A 230-nucleotide genomic window follows, 5' to 3' on the forward strand; every position below is an offset into this window, starting at 1 on the left:
TCATGAGTGAACAACAAATTCCAGCCCCTGTACAGCAAACGAAAAAACAGCGGCCATCCTTTCATCTATTTGATTTCTTTTATCGATATGGCACGATCTTAACCATTGCTTTATTGATTGTGGTATTTGCGGCATCGAATCCAGCATTTTTACAAACAGGGAATATCATCAATATTTTACGGTCTATCTCCATTGTGACCATTATTGCGGTGGGACTTACCATCTCATTG

At 39.1% G+C, this 230-nt stretch carries 1 pseudogene; it reads left to right on the forward strand.

Annotation, left to right across the window (positions count from 1 at the left end):
• Positions 1-2 precede the first annotated feature (2 nt).
• A pseudogene (locus SB658_RS28150) lies at positions 3-230 on the forward strand (ABC transporter permease); the annotation flags it as partial.

Source organism: Bacillus sp. SIMBA_008, assembly GCF_046535495.1.
GTDB lineage: Bacteria > Bacillota > Bacilli > Bacillales > Bacillaceae > Bacillus > Bacillus subtilis.